General features: G+C 62.0%; 14 protein-coding genes and 1 pseudogene. 12 read left to right on the plus strand and 3 right to left on the minus strand.

The window, feature by feature from the left end; all coding sequences use genetic code 11:
- Positions 1-232: 232 nt before the first annotated feature.
- The gene (locus N4R57_20835) at positions 233-3,100 is read right to left on the minus strand and encodes an ATP-binding protein (protein UYV37359.1); all 2,868 of its coding nucleotides are present in this window, start codon (positions 3,098-3,100) and stop codon (positions 233-235) included.
- Between the two features lie 284 nt (positions 3,101-3,384).
- Here N4R57_20835 and N4R57_20840 point away from each other — a divergent pair, with 284 nt between their 5' ends.
- Positions 3,385-3,615 (plus strand): glutathione S-transferase N-terminal domain-containing protein, encoded by a 231-nt coding sequence (locus N4R57_20840; protein UYV37360.1) that lies wholly within the window; start codon positions 3,385-3,387, stop codon positions 3,613-3,615.
- Positions 3,616-3,755: 140 nt separating this feature from the next.
- On the opposite strand, the pseudogene N4R57_20845 reads toward N4R57_20840, so the two are convergent.
- Both N4R57_20845 and N4R57_20850 read right to left on the minus strand, forming a co-directional pair.
- Positions 3,756-4,034 (minus strand): annotated as a pseudogene (locus N4R57_20845) (IS110 family transposase).
- 253 nt (positions 4,035-4,287) lie between these two features.
- Complete coding sequence (locus N4R57_20850; protein ID UYV37361.1) at positions 4,288-5,136, minus strand: carbon-nitrogen hydrolase family protein; 849 nt, start codon at positions 5,134-5,136, stop codon at positions 4,288-4,290.
- 121 nt (positions 5,137-5,257) lie between these two features.
- On the opposite strand from N4R57_20850, the gene N4R57_20855 reads away from it, so the two are divergent.
- The 11 genes from N4R57_20855 to N4R57_20905 all read left to right on the plus strand — a co-directional run bounded on the left by N4R57_20855 (position 5,258) and on the right by N4R57_20905 (position 15,271).
- A complete protein-coding gene (locus N4R57_20855; GenBank protein ID UYV37362.1) occupies positions 5,258-6,121 on the plus strand; it encodes an amidohydrolase family protein in 864 nt (287 codons plus the stop codon).
- Between the two features lies 1 nt (position 6,122).
- The gene (locus N4R57_20860) at positions 6,123-7,577 is read left to right on the plus strand and encodes an acyl--CoA ligase (protein UYV37363.1); all 1,455 of its coding nucleotides are present in this window, start codon (positions 6,123-6,125) and stop codon (positions 7,575-7,577) included.
- Positions 7,574-8,737 carry a beta-lactamase family protein gene (locus N4R57_20865; protein ID UYV37364.1) on the plus strand — a complete coding sequence of 388 codons (1,164 nt, stop codon included), beginning with the start codon at positions 7,574-7,576 and terminating at the stop codon, positions 8,735-8,737. Before N4R57_20860 ends, N4R57_20865 begins: the two co-directional genes overlap by 4 nt.
- Positions 8,738-8,844: 107 nt before the next feature.
- Entirely contained in the window at positions 8,845-10,740 is a 1,896-nt protein-coding gene (locus N4R57_20870) for an acetoacetate decarboxylase family protein (protein UYV37365.1), read from the plus strand.
- A gap of 29 nt (positions 10,741-10,769) precedes the next feature.
- Positions 10,770-11,342: a cysteine hydrolase gene (locus tag N4R57_20875; GenBank protein UYV37366.1), complete on the plus strand. Its 573-nt coding sequence runs from the start codon at positions 10,770-10,772 to the stop codon at positions 11,340-11,342.
- A 5-nt stretch (positions 11,343-11,347) separates the two neighbouring features.
- Positions 11,348-12,169 (plus strand): ABC transporter ATP-binding protein, encoded by an 822-nt coding sequence (locus N4R57_20880; GenBank protein UYV37367.1) that lies wholly within the window; start codon positions 11,348-11,350, stop codon positions 12,167-12,169.
- Positions 12,170-12,187: 18 nt separating this feature from the next.
- Positions 12,188-12,964, plus strand: a complete 777-nt coding sequence (locus N4R57_20885; GenBank protein UYV37368.1) for an ABC transporter permease — start codon at positions 12,188-12,190, stop codon at positions 12,962-12,964.
- A gap of 19 nt (positions 12,965-12,983) precedes the next feature.
- A complete protein-coding gene (locus tag N4R57_20890; GenBank protein ID UYV37369.1) occupies positions 12,984-13,511 on the plus strand; it encodes an amidohydrolase family protein in 528 nt (175 codons plus the stop codon).
- A complete protein-coding gene (locus N4R57_20895; protein ID UYV37370.1) occupies positions 13,508-13,828 on the plus strand; it encodes an amidohydrolase family protein in 321 nt (106 codons plus the stop codon). Before N4R57_20890 ends, N4R57_20895 begins: the two co-directional genes overlap by 4 nt.
- 27 nt (positions 13,829-13,855) lie before the next feature.
- Entirely contained in the window at positions 13,856-14,626 is a 771-nt protein-coding gene (locus N4R57_20900) for a GntR family transcriptional regulator (GenBank protein ID UYV37371.1), read from the plus strand.
- 21 nt (positions 14,627-14,647) lie between these two features.
- Positions 14,648-15,271 carry a cysteine hydrolase gene (locus N4R57_20905; GenBank protein ID UYV37372.1) on the plus strand — a complete coding sequence of 208 codons (624 nt, stop codon included), beginning with the start codon at positions 14,648-14,650 and terminating at the stop codon, positions 15,269-15,271.
- The last annotated feature ends 21 nt before the right edge of the window (positions 15,272-15,292 follow it).

Raw genomic sequence — 15,292 nt, forward strand, 5'->3', positions numbered from 1 at the left:
ATCTTTTCCCAAATGAAGCACGGTCATTGATCGCCTATGGCCTCTATATCGGTGCGCAGCGATAATATGAAAAAGCAAAGCCGGACAATCTCGGCTCGTTTCGGACAATGGCTGAAATGCTTTGATACTGCGGAAACAACACACTTAGCCGCCGTTTGCACAAACAGTGCGATCTGTGGTCATTTTAAATCTCTCTGCGCGTTAGTAGAGCTAAAAACCTCTTAGCAAATCGCTAAGCGACCGGTTGGGTCGGGAGAATTCGCTGCGGATGAGTGCTTGATTGGCCAGCACTCGGAAAAATACTGCAATCTGCTGCACGTCTCGCGATTTCGAAATTTTGTGGGTTTCGGTCCACACACCGCTGCAGGACTGACCGCCAAGCGCCGTATCTAGGACCGGTTGGATAAAAGTGAATCGCGTTTGCGGAGGCCTTGGAAAGTTCCCGTTGAATGGGTTGATCGGCCTTCCAAGCAGGGTCCTCCGCCAGCGCCAACAGGTGCGCGCCCCATCGCTCCAGATCCTTAAATCTCTGTGCTTTACCGTAGGGGCCAATCGCATTGACGGAGGCCATAGAAAGTTCCAGTTGAATGGGTTGATCGGTCTTCCAAGCAGGGTTCTCCGCCAGTGCCAGAAGGTGCGCGCCCCATCGCTCCAGATTTTCAAACCGCTGCGCTTTGCCGTAGTAATGAATCGCGTTGACGGAGGCCCGGGCAAGTTGCAGTTGAATGGGATGATCGGCCTTCCAAGCTGTGTCCTCCGTCAGCGCCAACAGGTGCGCGCCCCATCGCTCCAGATCCTCAAATCGCTGCGCTTCGCCATAGGAACTAATCGCGTTGAGGGAGGCTTTGGCAAGTTGCAGTTGAATGGGTTGATCGGCCTTCCAAGCAGGGTCCTCAGCCAGCGCCGACAGGGGTGCGCCCCATCGCTCCAGATCCTCAAACTGCTGTGCTTCACCGTAGGAAGCAATCGCGTTGACTGAGGCCACAGCAAGTGCCAGTTGAATGGGATGATCTGCCTTCCAAGCTGTGTCCTCCGTCTGCGTCAACAGGTGCGCGCCCCATCGCTCCAGATCTTCAAACTGCTGCGCTTTGCCGTGGTGATGAATCGCGTTAAGGGAGACCTCGGCAAGGGCCTGTTGCATGGGTTGATCTTCCTTCCAAGCAGTATCCTCCGACAGCGCCGACAGGTGCGCGCCCCATCGCTCCAGATCCTCAAATCGCTGCGCTTCGCCATAGGAACTAATCGCGTTGAGGGAGGCTTTGGCAAGTTGCAGTTGAGTGGGTTGATCTGCCTTCCAAGCAGGGTCCTCAGTCAGCGCCAACAGGCGTGCGCCCCATCGCTCCAGATCTTCAAATCGCTGTGCTTCGCCATAGGATCTAATCGCGTTGACTGAGGCCATAGCAAATTGCAGTTGAATGGGATGATCGGCCTTCCAAGCAGTGTCCTCTGCCAGCGCCAACAGGCGCGCGTGCCATCGCTCCAGATCCTCAAACCGCTGTGCTTTTCCGTAGGAATTGATCGCGTTGACTGAGGCCATAGCAAGTTGCAGTTGAATGGGTTGACCGGCCTTCCAAGCAGCGTCCTCCGCCAGCGCCAACAGGCGCGCGCCCCATCGCTCCAGATCCTCAAATCGCTGTGCTTCGCCGCAGGAACTAATCTTGTTGACATAGGCCTTAGCAAGGCACAGCTGAGTTTCATATTCCAACATTCGGACTTTCGCGAGACGCTCCAACACCTCCAGCCGAGGTACCGGTTGCGCAAGTTCGTTGTTGAATTCAGCGATGCGCGCCTCGCAATGCTCAGGTGCTTGGGTTTCATATACGCGCCAAAGTTGGTTGCTAAATGGTCTGTATCTGCTTGCGCCGGGGCCCGAACTCAGGCTGACCAACCGTTCAAAATAGGCTATTGGGTTTGCCTGAGCGGCAGCGGCCGCGATGTCTTCCCAGCCCCCTTCGCCCATGGTTTCCAGAAAATGCAGCACGGCGAAATCTGCGAATGGATCGGGCAACAGGGGCGGAGTATAATTTTTGATCAAGCGGGTGTCTTCGTACCCGTGTAGTTTCATCCTTGCTCGAACGGGAAATGCTTTGCCGAACACAGCCCGCCAGTCGACGCCGCCGCAGGGGCCGGCCCAGGCCGCGAAGGCCAGATAGGCGGCGGCACCCTCGCCCTCACCGGCCAGACGCTCGTTCACACGGGCGCGTAGGGTCCGTTCAACATCTTCGCCCAAAAGGACATAAAGAGGGCGCCCACCAGCCTTGCGGATCAGATCATCCGAGGCTTGGGCATTGATCTGGCGGAGATGCTCATCCGACAGATCGGACAGAGCAAGCGGCGGCTGTTCTTTGTCGCGCAGGCTGTTGATCGTGGTCGGGTCGCGGTCATCGGTCAGCTCTGGTGGCAGTTGGTCGACGATCAGAACGCGAAGGTAGACTTCTTTCTTGAGCAATTCATCAAGCGCTTCGGTGCCAAATTGTCGTCTTGCGAATTCATCAATGACAATGGCTGTCTTCTTGTGCCGGCGAAACCGAGCTGTGGTGATCTCGACTATCGATCCGTTTGCCAGATAGCCAACATCCCAGCCCAACCCGCGAAGTCTGCGCAGCCATGCATTGGCCAACCTGGACTTACCTGCCGCGTGGGCGCCCGAAAGGACCATCCAGCACGGCCCATCGCCGGCATGTCCACCCGCGAACCGCATCAGAGCGCTTAGTTCTTCGTCGCGTCCGACCAAGGCCGCACCTTCGAATAATGGGTCATCTGAATAGGTTTTTTGACGTGAAATTTCCATGTCCAAGATGTCGGGCGGCTCTGGCCAAACCAATGGAACAAGAACGCGAATTGGCCCCACTGAGACCAATCCAACAGCGGCAAATATTTTGAGCGCCTTGGCCAACTCAGGATCTTGAAAAAAGCCGCGGGAGCGAAGAATATCGAAAACGCCTTCTACTTTGTCGGCAAATACGGCGGAAAGATCTTGGACGACGCTCGGAAGAAACTGAAAGAACGCTAGCGCAGCTGCACAAACTCCTAATACGCAGGCAATGATAACGGATTTTATCCAAAGGCGACTGCCTCCCGATTGCAACTTTACAAACAAGGCATCGTTCCTTCTAAAACCAAAACACTTCCACATATTATGCTATCGCGCGGTGAAGCGTTGTCCACGGATTTGTCAACCATTTTCACATAGACACTCACGATGCTACAGTCTTGCCAGCCTTCAAAAAGTTTTCGAACCTTTGCGGCCCTCGCCGCTAGGGGATGCCGCTGCGGTGTGGCTTGCAAGAGCCGTCCTTCTTTTTTCGTTTGAGCCTAAGCAGGACTTTCTTTCTACGGGCGAACGTCATTCCCCATAAAGTGGACCAATAACCCCAAGATACTTTGACCATACCGCGACCGATCCTGTGGACCTTTAGGCGCTGCCCCTATGCAATGCGGGCGCGAATGGCGGTGTTGAGCGCGGGTCTGGAGGTGAATCTCCGCGAGATCAAATTGAAAGATAAGCCGGAGGCGTTTCTTCGGGCCTCGCCCTCGCCCTCGCCCTCGGCCACGGTACCTAGTTTGCAAGCGAGTGAGCTAAGTTTGGATGAGAGTTGCGACATCATGTTATAGGCGCTTGGGAAACGTGATCCGCTTGGGCTGTTGAACATGCCGAGTATCGGCTAGGCCCTGATTGCCCAGGACAACGGGCCATTCAAAACCGCGCTGGACCAAACGAATTACTCAGTCCGCTATCCTGATCTGGATGTACACTCCGCCGCATCATTCTTCTGACGTTTGACAAATGGCTTCAAATAGGCTGGCGGGATCAACCGCACCTCATGGCCCAGCTTGTCAATCTCGCGGCCCCAGTAATGCGCACCGCCGCAGGTTTCCATCGCAACGACGCAAGGCGATAACTCCTCGAAATACGCGAGCACCTGAGCGCGCGGTAGCTTCTTGCGCACAACTGCCCGACCTGCGCCGTCTGTTCCATGAACCTAGAATACAATCTTCGCCAGATCGAGCCCAACTGTGATAATCTCCGATATGACCGCTCTCCTTTGTGAGTCCATACAAAGCCACAAAACCACATCAATGTCGTCGGGGGCGGTTACAGCATCAGTCCCGACCAGGCTGCGGCCCTACGGCCTGGCCATCCGAAGTGTTGCGAGGCAGGGGGCTGGTATCCGGACATTGCCTCTCACACCTTGCGCGCGGGCATGTCCTCCAGCGGGGTCTGCGCCCTGCGATCGATCTGCAGGCGCAGGACATCCGGGCGGGCGGAATGGCCGGCCCCGTCGATCAGGGCCGGGCCCGGTCATTGGCGAAAAGGTCGAGATCCGCAATGACGAGCATGTCGCCCGCGCCATCCGGCGACGCGGCGAGGAGGCTGCCGTCGGGTCCCCAGATCGCGGAGCGGCCGCCCCCGGTGCCGAGGGAAGTCTGCGGACCCAGCTCCGCCTGCATCCGTTCGATGTAGGCCGGCGTGATATGGTTCTGCGCCATGACGACAAAGCACTGGGCCGTAAGGGCATGGGCCGACATGAGTACCTCGACCTGCCGATCATAGGCGCCGCCGCGCGTGGACAGGGGTGCAAAGGTCGGCCAGCTTGCGCAGTGGATCTGCTCTCCCATGTCGATCAGCGCCTGCCGGGGGAGGTTCAGCATATGCTCGTAGCAGATAAGGCCGCCGGTGCGTCCGACCGGCCAGTCTGCGACGAAGAGTCCGCTGCCGTCCCCACGCCCCCAGAGCATCCGCTCCGCGTAGGTCGGCTGCAATTTGCGGTGAACCCCGGTCAGGTTGCCGTCCGCGGCGATGAAGGCCTGGGCGTTGAACATCGTGCTGCCGACCCGTTCCGACAGACCGAGCACCACGGCGACCCCGGCGTCGCGCGCGGCTTGGCAGACGGGCTCCAGCTCTCCGGCGGCGATGTCGACGGACTGCGCCAGGTAGGTGACATACATCGGGTGCTGCTGTCCGGGCGGGTAGAGGTTGATCCAGTAGGGGAAGCCGGGAATGAAGGTCTCCGGGAACACCAGCAGCTCGACCTCCTCGGCCCCGGCACGAGCGATCGTCTCGCAGGCCAAGGTTATTCCGGCGGGTTTGTCCAGCGCCACGGGCGCGCAATGGGCGGCGGCGACACGAGGCATGGGCGGCTCCTTCTGCCAAAAGATTGGGCGCAGGGGCGGCTGGATCTGAATCCGTCTTGTCAGCTGCGGCGCACTGTTGTTAATGTTATATCAATAAGTCAAATGATAAGGCAACACGCACATGACCCAAGACTACGGTGCCATCGACGCGGTGGTGAATATTTGGACAGACGAAGCGCTGGCTGGCCGTCCCGACCGCGAAGAGTTCTACACGGGAAAGATGAAGGTCGATCAGAATACCTTCGACGGAATCTCGCTGGAGGAGATGCTGCGCCGCATGGATGCCGTCGGTATCGAGAAGTCCTTCCTGATTGCGGCCAAGGTCGGCCCCCGGCTGCACCGCTCCTGCTACCATGTGCCCTACAAGCTGGTGGCGGACGCAGTGCAAGCTCATCCCGACCGGTTCCTTGGCCTTGCCGGTGTTGACCCGACCGAGGGCATGGCCGGTGTCCGTGCAATGGAATCCGCGATCCGCGATGACGGTTTCATCGGGGCGCATCTCTATCCGCACTGGTTCGAGCTGGCGCCGGACCACGCGCGCTATTACCCGTTCTACGCCAAGTGCATCGAACTGGACGTGCCGATCCAGCTGCAGGTCGGCCAGTCAATGGTCTACGACAAGAGCTATCCGCGCCGCAGCGTCGGCCGCCCGATCACCCTCGACAGTGTCGCCTGCGATCTGCCCGAACTGAAGCTGATCGGCATTCATGTCGGAATCCCCTGGACTGACGAGATGATCGCCATGGCCTGGAAGCACGAGAATGTCTTCATCGGATCGGACGCGCATTCGCCCAAGTACTGGCCCGAGAGCTTCGTCAAGTACATCAACTCCTACGGGCAGGACAAAGTCATCTTCGGCACCGATTTCCCCGTTCTGGACTTCCGGCGGACCATGGAGGAGATCGACGCCCTGAACCTGCGGCCGGGCCCCAAACGCAAGTTCTTGCGCGACAACGTGCTGCGCATCTACGGGCTGGAGGGCTGACATGAACCTCGCGGAGGCGTTGGAGATCCACGCCCGGGCCCAGCCCGAGCATCCGGCCGTAATCGCCGGGACGACAACCGTCACACATGCCGATTTTGCCGCGCGGGTGCGCGATCTGGCCGCAGGTCTGCTGGAGCGCGGCATTCGACCGGGTGACCTCGTCGGGGTTTGCCTGTCGGACAGTATCGATCACCTTGTGGCGAACTTCGCGGTGATCCGGATGGGTGCCGTGCTGTTGCCGATGGACCTGCGCTGGACCCGGGCAGAGCAGCAGCGCCTCGCGATGCACTTCGGCTGCACGCTGGTGCTGGCAGAGACCGACGCGGCGCCGCTTGTCGGCGTGGCCTGCGCCTCGATGGCAGCAACGATGGGGCAGGGGGCCACTCCGATCGCGCCGGGCGGGGACGCGCCACTGCTGCTGTCGCTGAGTTCGGGCACGACCGGCAGGCCTAAGGGGCCGCTCATCACGCATGCGCACATGCTCCGACGGTTCTGGACCCACTGGATGAACATCGGGCTGAACGCCTCCGAACGCTACGTCTCGGCCACGCCTCTCTATTTCGGCGGCGGGCGGACCTTTGCCATGTCGGTGCTGTTCTCGGGCGGGACGGTGATCCTGTTCCCGCCGCCCTTCCGCGCCCCCGACCTGCTGGCTGAACTGGCGCGCACCCGGGCGACCAGCGCCTTCCTCGTGCCGACTCAGCTGCGCAAGCTGCTGGCTGAGGCGGATGCGGTGCTGGCACCTGCCCGCGCCCTGCGGACGCTGATCTCAAGCGGGGCGCCGCTGGACCCGGAGGAGCGGCGCGACCTCTGCACCCGCGTCTGCGCGAACTTCATCGAATATTACGCTTCGACCGAGGGCGGGGGCGTGTCGATCTCCACCCCGGCGACGCGGACCCATGCGCCGGATTCCGTCGGCCGCCCGGTCTTTGCCGTCGAGGCACAGGTTGTCGACGACGCCCATACCCCCCTGCCGGCCGGGCAGGTTGGCCGGTTCCGCTATCGCGGTCCCGGTGTGGCGGACAGCTATCACATGGATGACGAAGCCAGCCGCGACGCCTTCCACGACGGCTGGTTCTATCCCGGTGATCTGGCCGAGATTGACGCCGGGGGGCATATCACCCTGCGCGGGCGCACCAAGGACATGATCATCCGGGGCGGGGTCAACATCCACCCCGGCGAGATCGAGACGATCCTGCGCGACCATTCGTCGGTGCGAGACGCGGCGGTGGTCGGCTGGCCGTCCAAGACGCTGGGCGAAGAGGTCGCGGCCTTCGTGGTCACCGAGGGCCCTACGGACGCAGAGGTGCTGACCGACTGGTGCCGAAGCCAGCTGGCCCCCTACAAGGTGCCGGCGCTTTTCGTCTCGCTCGACGACATGCCGCGGAACAGTGCCGGCAAGGTGCTGAAGGCGAAACTGGCGACGCGACTGCCGGACCGGGACGGCGGGGCATGAGCCGCTTCTCCCCCGTCTTCGACGCCTTCCAAGCGATGATCGGGGCGGGCGAGATTCCCGGCGCGCGCATCGCCATTCATCATGCCGGAACGGATCACATCTGGAGCGATGGGGTCCGCACCCCGGCGACCGGTGCGACGCTTGGCTCCGATACGCTGTTTCGTCTCGCCTCCCTGACCAAGATCGTCTCTTCCGTAGTCGCGCTTCGGTTCGTCGAGCGGGGCGCGCTAGAGATTGATACTCCGGTCCATCACTATCTGCCCGGCCTCGCCGGGATGCAGGGAGCCACCACGGGTCCGGGGGCCGACGGCCCGAAGCGGGCTGACCCGGTAAGGCCGATGACCGTGCGTGACCTGTTCCGCCATACCTCCGGGCTGACCTACGGCCAGTTCTCCGACGCGCCGGTGCAGCTGGCCTATCAGGACGTCGGGATGGCGGACCACGATCAGACGCGGGACGACTTACTGGCCAAACTGGAGACCCTGCCACTGACGGCCGATCCCGGCACGCAGTTTGGCTACGGCATGTCGACGGATGTGCTGGGCTGGCTACTGGAAGAAATCACCGGCGAAGACCTGGAGGCGATCTGCCGGCGGGAGCTGTTCGACCTTGTCGGGATGCGGGATGCGGCCTTCCGCCCTGCCGATGTGTCGCGGATCGCGGAGCCCATGCCCGACCCGGTGACCGGAGAGATCCCCGTCCTCGGATCGCGCAATTTCTACGAAGCCGGTTGGCTATCGGCCGGGCATGGGCTGTTTGCCTCGGGTCCCGACATGGACCGCTTCGCAGCGCTTCTGCGGGGTCATGGGAGCCTCGACGGCCACCGGATTCTGCGCCCTGACACCTTTGCCGAAATGACCCGCAACCAACTGCCCGAAGGGGTGCGTTTCGCCCCGGACGTCGCGCTGCTCGGGTCCATGGCGCCGACACCTGAGCGGGGGCAGGGGTTCGGGCTCGGAGTCCTCGTGCGACTGGAACCGGGGACGCCCAACTACCCCGCAAGCGTCGGGGAATTCGGCTGGAACGGGTTGTCGGGCACCTGTCTCTGGATCGACCCTGAGCACGACCTGTCCGTCTGCCTGCTGATGCAGTCACCGGTCAATCGAGACACCATACGCCAGCGTCTGAAGTTCATGGTGCACAGTGTGCTGGCCGCCTGATCGGACGCCTTCAATTTGGGCAATCCAACGGCGCGATCCGCACACGAACCCAAGAATAACTTGATCGGTCTGCTATCTTTGTTATAATGATATATAAATAGAACAAAGTGAATGATTCGATGACCTCTCCGCGCACCAGACCCTGGAATGGCCAGTCTTGGCCCCGCACCGCGAGCGGGCGGTCCTCGCTGGTCGAGCCGCTGCCGCATCACATCAGTTGTGACGCGCTTCACGTCAATTTTCGCGCCGATCCGAGCGCCGTCGCACAATTCTTGCCGCCGGGTCTGGAGCCGCTGGAAGACGGGGCCGGATGGGTGATGATCGCCGAAATGGCCAAGGTCAGTTCGCATCAGCCCGACCAGATCTGGGCCGATCCGTCGCGCTCCTCCTACAACGAATGCGTGCTGGGGTTCTATTGCCGGTACGGCGACCGGGTCGGCCGGTTCTCGGCGCTCGTCTGGGTCGATCGGGACTGGTCGCTAGGCATGGGCGCGATCTTCGGCTGGGGCAAGCGGCTGGGGTCGATCGACCGCACACGCGCGCAGCGGTCGAACCCCGCGCTGACAGGTCAGGATCTGAAGCTGGGCGGCATCGTCTCACGGCATGGGAACCGGGTTCTCAGCCTGTCGGTCACGCTGGAAAACGGCGGCATCCCACTGGAGGCCATGCCGGTCACGGCGGAGCGACGTTCCTCTATCGCTACATCGCCAGCCCGTCGCCCGACGTGGACGACATCGAGCAGCTGTTCGAGCTGGGTTTCACCAATGTCCGGCAAACCGACATCCGTGCGGGCAGCGGGCACATCGATTTCGGTTCCGCCCCGGACGAGGAGCTCGGCCTGCTGGGACGGGTCGAGGTTACCGGCGGCTACATCTATCAGCGCGGCTGGACCACGGACCGGACCGCAAGACTGCTCGCGGATTTCTCAGGCCCCGCGCAGACCACCGCAACAACGTATTGCAACAGGGAAGACTGACACCATGACCAAACTACATATGAACAGACGTTCCTTCATCGCGGGCGCACAGGGTCTTGCCCTTGGCACCGCGCTGGCCGGGATGCCGCGCTTGGCGCGCGCCAGGGACCTGACCCAGATGACCTACCTGACGCCCTTTGGCTACCTGATCGGCTTTTCCGAGACCATGTATGCCGACACCTCCGGCGTCTTTGATAAGCACGGCCTGAACGTGACCATCGAAGGCGGCCGCGGATCGTCCATGGCAGTTCAGCAGGTGACGGCAGGCCGGGCGCTGATCTCGCGCACCGGCGGGACGGACCTCATCAAGGCCTATGCGACCGATCCCTCCATCGTCGCCGTGGGCGAAATTTACGAACGCGACCTTTTCTTCATGATCTCCTCCGAAGAGGGGCCAATCAATTCGCCCGCTGACATAGCCGGCAAGACCATCGGCATCGTCTCAGCTTCCGGCGCGACGGAGAACATCCTCGACATGATGCTGGCTGCGACCGACGTTCCCGCAGACAGCGTCAACCGCGAGGTCGTGGGCAACGCCCCCGCCGCCTTCGAACTGGTCAAGGCGGGACGCATCGCTGGCTTTATCGCCACCAACGATACGGCGTTCCAGCTGCGCGTCGACAACCAGCCCGTCGTGGCCTGGTCGACCGACAAATACGCGCGCTGCCCGGGTCAGGTCTACATGACGTCCAAAGCACAGCTCGAAGAAAAGCGCGAGACGATCGCGGCCTTCATGGCCGCAGTGCACGAGACGCTGGGCACGATGCTGGCCGCCGAGGACCTTCAGCCGGTGCTGGAATCCATGTCGGCGAAGTACGAGATCGCGGAGGGCAAGCGCCCGGACAAGGGTCTGGCGGTTCTGGACTATGCCCGCGGCAACTTCCAGCGCAGCTATGACGACCAGCTCGCCAGCGACCCGGCAAGCTGGGAAAACGCCTACAATCTGATGTTGAAGGCAGGCCTGATCTCGGAAACTGCGGACATGGGCTTCTACGACGATAGCGCTCGGGCGCTGGCCTTCTCGTGAGTCACACAGCTGCCCAGACGGCCCTGATCGTGATCGACCCGCAGGTGTCGTTCTGCGATCCGGGCGGGTCGATGGACCGGCAGGGGCGCGATCTCGCGCCTCTGCAAACCGCCGTGCGCCAGTGCGATGCGCTGGCCGACGTCGCGCGGGCCGCCGGGGCGACGGTTGTCTGGACCCGAATGGTGTTCGAGCCCGGTTACACCAACGGCGGCGAACTGATAGCCAGCATCCGCCCGAACCTCGCCCGGATCGGTGCGCTGGAGCGGGGCAGCGGCGACGAGCACCTGTCGGAGATGGTCAGCCCAGAGCCGGAGGATGTGATCCTCGACAAGCCGCGCTTTTCCGCGTTGGTCGATACCGGGCTGGAACAGCTGCTGCGCGACCGCGGGATCACCCGCGTGATGGTCTGCGGCGTGACGACCTCGATGTGCGTCGAAAGCTCCGTGCGGGACATCGGGCAACGCGACTACCGCACCTACGTGATCGAGGACGCCTGCGCGGACTTCGACGATGCGGTGCACATGGCCTCTCTAGCCGCCATGCAGTTCGGCTTCGCCACACGGATTCGGGCCGATGATGCCAAGGAGCTTCTTGGAGAATGAATTCTATGACCCTCAACCAGACGGCCTCAGAGGCGTCCGACACGGCCCGACCGATGATCCGCCTCGACGGTGTCGAACAACGGTACCAGACGCGCGACCATTCGGTTCTGGCCCTGACGGAGGTGGACCTCGACATCGCGAAGGGAGAGTTCCTCGTCCTGCTCGGGCCCTCGGGCTGCGGCAAGACCACCTTGCTGCGGATCATCGCCGGGCTGCTTAAGCCCACGGGCGGCTCTGTCACCATCGACGGCAACCCGCTGTGGAACAGGAACACCCGCAACGACCGGGCGATGGAGGAGCTTGGCGTCGTCTTCGAGGAGGCGAACCTTTTCCCCTGGATGACCATCGAGGAAAACATTGCCCTGCCGCTGAAACTGCGCGGCGTCGGCAAGGCGGAACGGCTGGCCCGCGCCCGCGAGCTGTGCGCGACGTTGGGCATCGAGGGCTTCGAGGCCCGCTGGCCCAATCAGCTGTCCGGTGGAATGCGACAGCGCGCCGCCATCGCCCGCGCCCTGTCAACCCAGCCGCAGATCCTGCTGATGGACGAACCCTTCGGCGCACTCGACGCGATGACCCGCGACGCGATGAACCTCGAACTCCAGCGCATCTGGATGGAGACGGGCTGCACCGTCATCCTCGTCACCCATTCGATCCGCGAGGCGGTCTTCTTGGCCGACCGCGTGCTCCTGCTGTCGCCGCGCCCCGGCCGGATGGACACCATGACCGACATCGGCATCGACCGTCCCCGTAACACCTACGTCCAGTCCTCGCCGGAATTCCAGAGCCACGAGTTGGCGCTGCGCCAGCGACTGGATTCCTTTGCCTGACCGGGAAGAGAGAAGACCATGGGAAAATACGCATCCTGGATCGCGACACCGCTTCTGCTGGCATTGCTGATCCTTCTTTGGCACGCCTATGTCACCATCTTTGAGGTGTCGCCTTTCATCCTGCCCGGTCCGGGCGCTGTCTGGGACGCGACGCTGGTCCTGCTGGCGGATCCGCGCACCTATTCGCACATTGGCATAACCGTCTACGAGACCGTTCTGGGCTTCGTCCTGGCGGTCATCATCGGCATCGTCTTCGGCGGCATCCTCGGCAAGGTCCGCTGGCTGGAGCGCACGCTGAACCCGCTAATCGTCGGGCTTCAGGTCATGCCCAAGGTGGCGCTGATCCCGCTGTTCATCGTCTGGTTCGGCTTCGGCCCGACCTCCAAGGTCGTCCTGGCGGCGGTCATCGCCTTCTTCCCGATCATGACGAACACGATCCTAGGGATGAAGTCGGTAGAGCGGGGCCATCGGGACGTGATGCTGGCCCTCAATGCCTCGCGTTGGCAGACCTTCTACGAGGTCGAGCTGAAGAACGCGCTGCCCTTCATCCTAACGGGCATGGAGGTTGGGATCGTTCTGGCCACCATCGGGGCCATCGTCGGCGAATATCTTGGCGGCAGCAAAGGCCTTGGCTATCTGGCTGTGGCGACGCTGAACGCCTTCGACGTGACGACGATGTTCGGGGTGATCGGCCTATTGACCGTTCTGGGCCTGATCCTCTACTTCGCGGTCGTCATGCTGCGCCGATACATCACTCCCTGGCATGAATCCGTCACCCGTGACGGCGACCACTGATCTGACGAAGGACACACATATGGGACGCATCATCGACATCAGCACCAACTTCAAGCCGCACACGCAGCTGAAGCTCTATGACGTGCTGGGCATCGACAAGGAAAACGCCAAGGCGATCAACCCCGAGGCCTATATCGCCGAGATGGACGCAAACGGTGTCGCAATGACCGGCATCATCTCAAACACCGTCCAGAACGGGGTGAAGGGTGAACTGCTTCAGACCCATGTCGACGAGGTCTATCCAGTGCTCCAGGAATACCCGGACCGCTTCTTTGGCTGGGTCGGGATTAACCCGCTGGGTGGGATGGAGACGCTGCGCTACATCGAATATGCGGTCAAGGAACTGGGCTTCAAGGGCGTGCACGTATATCCGCACTGGTTTGGCGTGCCGATCAACGACCGCACCTATTGGCCGATCTACGCCAAATGTTGCGAACTCGGCGTGCCGATCACCCTGCAGGTCGGGCGCCAGTCGCCGCGTTCGGGGGCAAGCTCTGCGCCCGGCCCGAATGGCTCGAGGATGCTGCCTTCGACTTCCCCGAGTTGACGCTGATCGGACTGCACATCGGTGTGCCCTACGATTTCGAGATGACCAGCGCGGCCATGTGCCACGAGAACGTCTACATCATCGCCGACGCGCATCCGCCCAGCACCTGGACCCAGCACTTTATCGACTACTGCGCCGGGCGCGGATTTGCCACGATGGACGGGGACCAAAAGGTGATGTGGGGGACCGACTGGCCCGTGCAGACCATCACCCAGTCGCTCAGCGAACTTCACGAACTGGATATTCCGCAGCCAGCAATGGATAATCTGCTGGGAGAAACTGCAATCCGCGTACTCAAACTGGACGTGCCAGCCTGACTGGACCAGAGGACAAGGGGACACCAGATGCCGTCATCACACAACATCGTGACGCCTCTCTATCACCAGGTCACCCTGGTACTGAGAGAGCGGATTGAGGCCGGGTACTACGGCCAGGATGGCCGCATTCCCTCGGAACTCGAGCTGTCGCGTGAATTCAACGTGTCACGCATTACCGTCTCACGGGCGATCAATGACCTTGCCCAGCAGGGCCTCTTGGAACGGCGACGCGGTGCAGGGACGCGGGTGATCGGCGGGGCGGTCAACCGGCCCGTCGCGACGGGCATCGGCGGCCTGTTGCGGAGCCTCAATGACATGGGGGCCCGGACGCAGGTCCGGGTGCTGGAGTTCGGTTTTGTTTCTCCGCCACCGGATGTGCGCCATGCGCTCGATCTCGACGCGGAGGCGAAGGTCCAGTGGGCCGTCCGGGTGCGCAGCTTCAAAGGCGAACCCTTCTCCTACCTGACATCTTTCCTGCCTCAGGACATCGGCGAGAAATTCGACGCAGACACCATGGGCCGCTATTCCATGATGGAACTGCTGCGAAACGCCGGTGTGACAGTCGGCAGCGCAGAGCAGAGTTTTTTCGCCAGCCTTGCCGATCCCCAGACCGCCCCGGCGCTGGATGTTGCGGTCGGCACCCCGCTTCTGGCCATCAACCGGGTGGTGCATGACAGCGCGCAACGGCCCGTCGAATACCTTCGTATCCTCTACCGGACGGACCGCTTTCAATATCACATGACCATGGGCGAAGAGGCTGTCGGCGCGGCTCAGTCCTGGACGACGACGGAAACCTAGCGCCAAACAAGGACACTCCATATGTCGGTATCCCTTGCCGAGACCGCCCTGCTGATCGTCGATCTACAGAATGACTTCCTGCACCCTGAAGGTGCCTATGGCCGCGCCGGTCAGGGCAGCGACGCGATCGCCGCCCTGCCGGAGCGGATCGCGCCGGTCGCCGCGGCTCTGCGGGCCGCCGGCGGGTCTGTCGTGTCCACCCAGTTCACTCTCGTTCCCGGCCGGCACGACGAGCCCCTGATCGCCCCGCACCTGAAATCCCTGCGCCCCTTCCTTGGCAAGGGCGACTTTGCGCCGGGCAGCTGGGGACATTCGCTGGTCGACACGCTGGCCCCCGCAGATTTCATCGTCGAGAAGGTCGCCTATTCCGCATTCTATATGTCGCGGCTGGAACTGGTGCTGCGCCGCGCCGGTCTGAAGCGCCTGATCGTGTGCGGCATCGTCACCAACGGAGGCGTGGCGGCGACCCTGCGTGGCGCCCATGTGCGCGACTTCGAGACGATCCTGCTGAGCGACGGGTGCGGCGCCTTCCGCCCCGAGGTCCACGACGTCACTATCGCTTCCCTCTCCACCGTCAGCCCCTTGATGACTTGTGATGAGGCGCTTGCGCAGATCGGTGCAGCCGCCGTCGCGCCATCCGTTTGACAAATGCCCTATTGGTATAAC

The sequence above is a fragment of the Rhodobacteraceae bacterium D3-12 genome, assembly GCA_025916135.1.
Classification (GTDB): domain Bacteria; phylum Pseudomonadota; class Alphaproteobacteria; order Rhodobacterales; family Rhodobacteraceae; genus JAKGBX01.

What these genes read in the sequence shown, in the direction of transcription:
- N4R57_20850 (UYV37361.1), bottom strand. Translation starts at nt 5,136, where the DNA reads ATGCCTCGTGTCGCCGCCGCCCATTGCGCGCCCGTGGCGCTGGACAAA.
- N4R57_20855 (UYV37362.1), top strand. Translation starts at nt 5,258, where the DNA reads ATGACCCAAGACTACGGTGCCATCGACGCGGTGGTGAATATTTGGACA.
- N4R57_20860 (UYV37363.1), top strand. Translation starts at nt 6,123, where the DNA reads ATGAACCTCGCGGAGGCGTTGGAGATCCACGCCCGGGCCCAGCCCGAG.
- N4R57_20865 (UYV37364.1), top strand. Translation starts at nt 7,574, where the DNA reads ATGAGCCGCTTCTCCCCCGTCTTCGACGCCTTCCAAGCGATGATCGGG.
- N4R57_20880 (UYV37367.1), top strand. Translation starts at nt 11,348, where the DNA reads ATGACCCTCAACCAGACGGCCTCAGAGGCGTCCGACACGGCCCGACCG.
- N4R57_20885 (UYV37368.1), top strand. Translation starts at nt 12,188, where the DNA reads ATGGGAAAATACGCATCCTGGATCGCGACACCGCTTCTGCTGGCATTG.
- N4R57_20890 (UYV37369.1), top strand. Translation starts at nt 12,984, where the DNA reads ATGGGACGCATCATCGACATCAGCACCAACTTCAAGCCGCACACGCAG.
- N4R57_20900 (UYV37371.1), top strand. Translation starts at nt 13,856, where the DNA reads ATGCCGTCATCACACAACATCGTGACGCCTCTCTATCACCAGGTCACC.
- N4R57_20905 (UYV37372.1), top strand. Translation starts at nt 14,648, where the DNA reads ATGTCGGTATCCCTTGCCGAGACCGCCCTGCTGATCGTCGATCTACAG.